This is a genomic window from Bradyrhizobium sp. CCH5-F6 (assembly GCF_001556045.1).
GTDB lineage: Bacteria > Pseudomonadota > Alphaproteobacteria > Rhizobiales > Xanthobacteraceae > Bradyrhizobium.
On the sequence record NZ_LSIC01000044.1, the window covers coordinates 1 to 2,540 of the forward strand.

Consider the following 2,540-nt stretch of genomic DNA (forward strand, 5'->3'; position numbering starts at 1 on the left):
CCTCCAGGCTCAACGAGCCTACTACAGGTGTCCACTCATTCGGAGGAAGTTCACATCGAGAACCCGACGTAGCGCGTCTCCATCAACGTCGCCATCGACCCGGATGCGGTGCCCGCTACCAAGATCAATCTCGATGATGCCCTGGCTCTTCCGTCGACGCACCGCCGTCGTCGTCAATGGCGCTTCGGCCACCTCCCGCGGCGGCACAGACGGTCCAATCTCGACCGGCACGAACGGCGCTATACTCGTTTCACCGTGCTTGCAAAGCTCTTTGCGCCACCTGAACAGCTGGCTCACATGAAGGCCGGCCATGCGAGCCACCTCGGAAACGCTGGCTCCGGGCTCGAGCGATGCTGCAACAAGCCGTTCCTTCTCATCCTGCGACCACCGCCGCCGCCGCTCGACCGATGTGATCACCTCTGCTCTCGAAATCGTCATAGCGCTTCTCCTAGGATTACCCCTAGGACCTGCAGCCCACGCGTCCCTCAAACAAGACGGCCCTTGGCGGAGGGATACCGTCGAGCCAGCTTTCAAGGTTTCAAGGCGATCCCGGGTTCGATCAAGATGTCGGAAGTAGGATCGCGCTCCATGAACGAGGAGCTTGCGGACGTAGCGGTTCCCGCGCTTGCTGATACCGAGGAGCTTCTGCTTACCTCCGGTGGAGTGTTCCCGCGGAACAAGTCCCAGCCATGCAGCCAGATCGCGAGCCTTCTGGAACTGGCGCCCGTTACCGACGGCCGCAAGAACTGCGGTTGCGCCCAGCGCCCCGATTTCGGGGATTGTCATGAGCCGACGGGCAACATCTTCTCGGTCTGCAATCGCGGCGATCTCTCTCGTCACCTCATCGATGCGCTGCTCCAGCCGGCGCAAGTCGGCAAACAAGTCTCCGAGAAGTCTGCGCATCGCCGACGAGAGGTCGTTCGACGCATCTTCGAGAACCAGCGGCAAGTCGAGCTTGAACAGACCAGCTCCTTGCCTCAATGACTCTACCCATTCTTGGAGGAATTTGCGGGGCTCAGACCATCGGCCATGGCGGCATAACTTAAACCAAATGGCCTCCGGCAAACCCGGTGCGGTTCAACTATTCTGGGTACAGAGCATTGGGCGACCTGTTGGGTGCGCCGTCCATCCGCCACTGCGATGTTAGCCAATTGAAATGCAGCGGTAGACTGGTCCATCCCGCAATTGGATCTCAACAAACCTGCCGTTGATGTCTTTGCGGATTTGGGCCGATGAATGTCTAGGCGGCGTGAGCTTTCCGGCGCTGTGAACGTTTAATCCGGTGACGATCTGTTTGAGTAGGACGGTGATGTTTACTCTCCTAGAGTAACGTTGATCTTGATCTAAAGAGAGAGCCTCGATTTCCTGCACAAGGTCGCATAGCGCAGCCCTCTCCTCTCGGCCCACGCAGTCGAGCAAGGCTGGGTGAGCGAGAAAGGCGAGAACGGTGGTCTCGAAGTCGCTGTATGACCAGGCCGATCGGCTGCATGCGCCCTCGCTCAAGACCTGCTCGCACACCAGAACCTGCACGTTCGAGATCCGATGGAAAATAACTTTGCTGCCGCAATAAGCACACCAGCATAAGCCACCGAAAATGTTCGCGAGATCATTTCCTTTGCGGCCGCGAAGGGCGAGGTTTTGCTGACGAGCAATTTGCGCAGCGTCAAAAGTCGCCTTGTCTACGACCGCCGGGTAATAGTTAGAAATGGGAGGGCCGCTCGGAATACCCTTCTTATTACCCCCGGCAAAGGATTTCGGTTGGTACTCACCATAGGTCGCTCGATTCCTGAGCATGTAATCAATGGTGGTGTGATCCCAATTAGGCGACTGGGTGAAGGTTGGCACCTTCTGTTCGTCGAGATAATTCGCGATGGCGTAGCTGCCCATTCCTCCGATCGCGAGATAGAAGATTCTTTGCACAATTTCTGCCCTTTCCGGAAGGAACACAAACGCCGATCGGTCGTCAGTAAGGCTAAGCCAGCTCGGGGCTGCTGAAATCTTCTTTAAGGACACTTCAAGGTCACTCGATAATTACTGCAGAGAGAGGCGCCTCGCCTTCGCTTCTTTCGCCTAGGGGTTCTTGCTTCCTGCCGTTTGGCCCCGAGTAACGCGAGGCTAGGGTTCCCCTGTTCTGATGCAACCATCACAGCACCGTGAAAGGAACTCACAATTACTTCAATGACTTCCTCGAAATGCATTGTGAATGCATGCGTGATTTTTGTGCAACACCCATCGGAAAACAAGCTTTTCGGGGCCGCTTTGAGGCGATCTGTTGTTGTGTGTGCATGGAGCTTCGATCATGGTGACTGGGCGACGGAGGGGGGCATCCCAAGGTCGTCCCGTTTAGGTTATTCGCTTAATGAGACCTAAGCTACGAGGATGCGTTGATTTCCAACGTCTTTTCGCGGGCAGTTCAAACGGCTTTGTACAGGGAATTGTACGGGGCTTCAAACTTGGAGGTTTAACATGAAGTTGGTAAAGAGCCGAGCTATGCGGGAAAGTGGGTGATGACGGGTTGAGAGAGGCGGCGTATCGAGGCG

At 56.3% G+C, this 2,540-nt stretch carries 2 protein-coding genes and 1 pseudogene; all 3 read right to left on the reverse strand.

Annotated elements, in window-relative coordinates; genetic code table 11:
- Positions 1 to 21 precede the first annotated feature (21 nt).
- Complete coding sequence (gene tnpA / locus AX729_RS41050; RefSeq protein ID WP_057196403.1) at positions 22 to 438, reverse strand: IS66-like element accessory protein TnpA; 417 nt, start codon at positions 436 to 438, stop codon at positions 22 to 24.
- A gap of 102 nt (positions 439 to 540) precedes the next feature.
- A pseudogene (locus tag AX729_RS41055) lies at positions 541 to 987 on the reverse strand (transposase); the annotation flags it as partial.
- 156 nt (positions 988 to 1,143) lie between these two features.
- Positions 1,144 to 2,013: a recombinase family protein gene (locus tag AX729_RS07325; RefSeq protein WP_057196401.1), complete on the reverse strand. Its 870-nt coding sequence runs from the start codon at positions 2,011 to 2,013 to the stop codon at positions 1,144 to 1,146.
- Between the last annotated feature and the right edge of the window lie 527 nt (positions 2,014 to 2,540).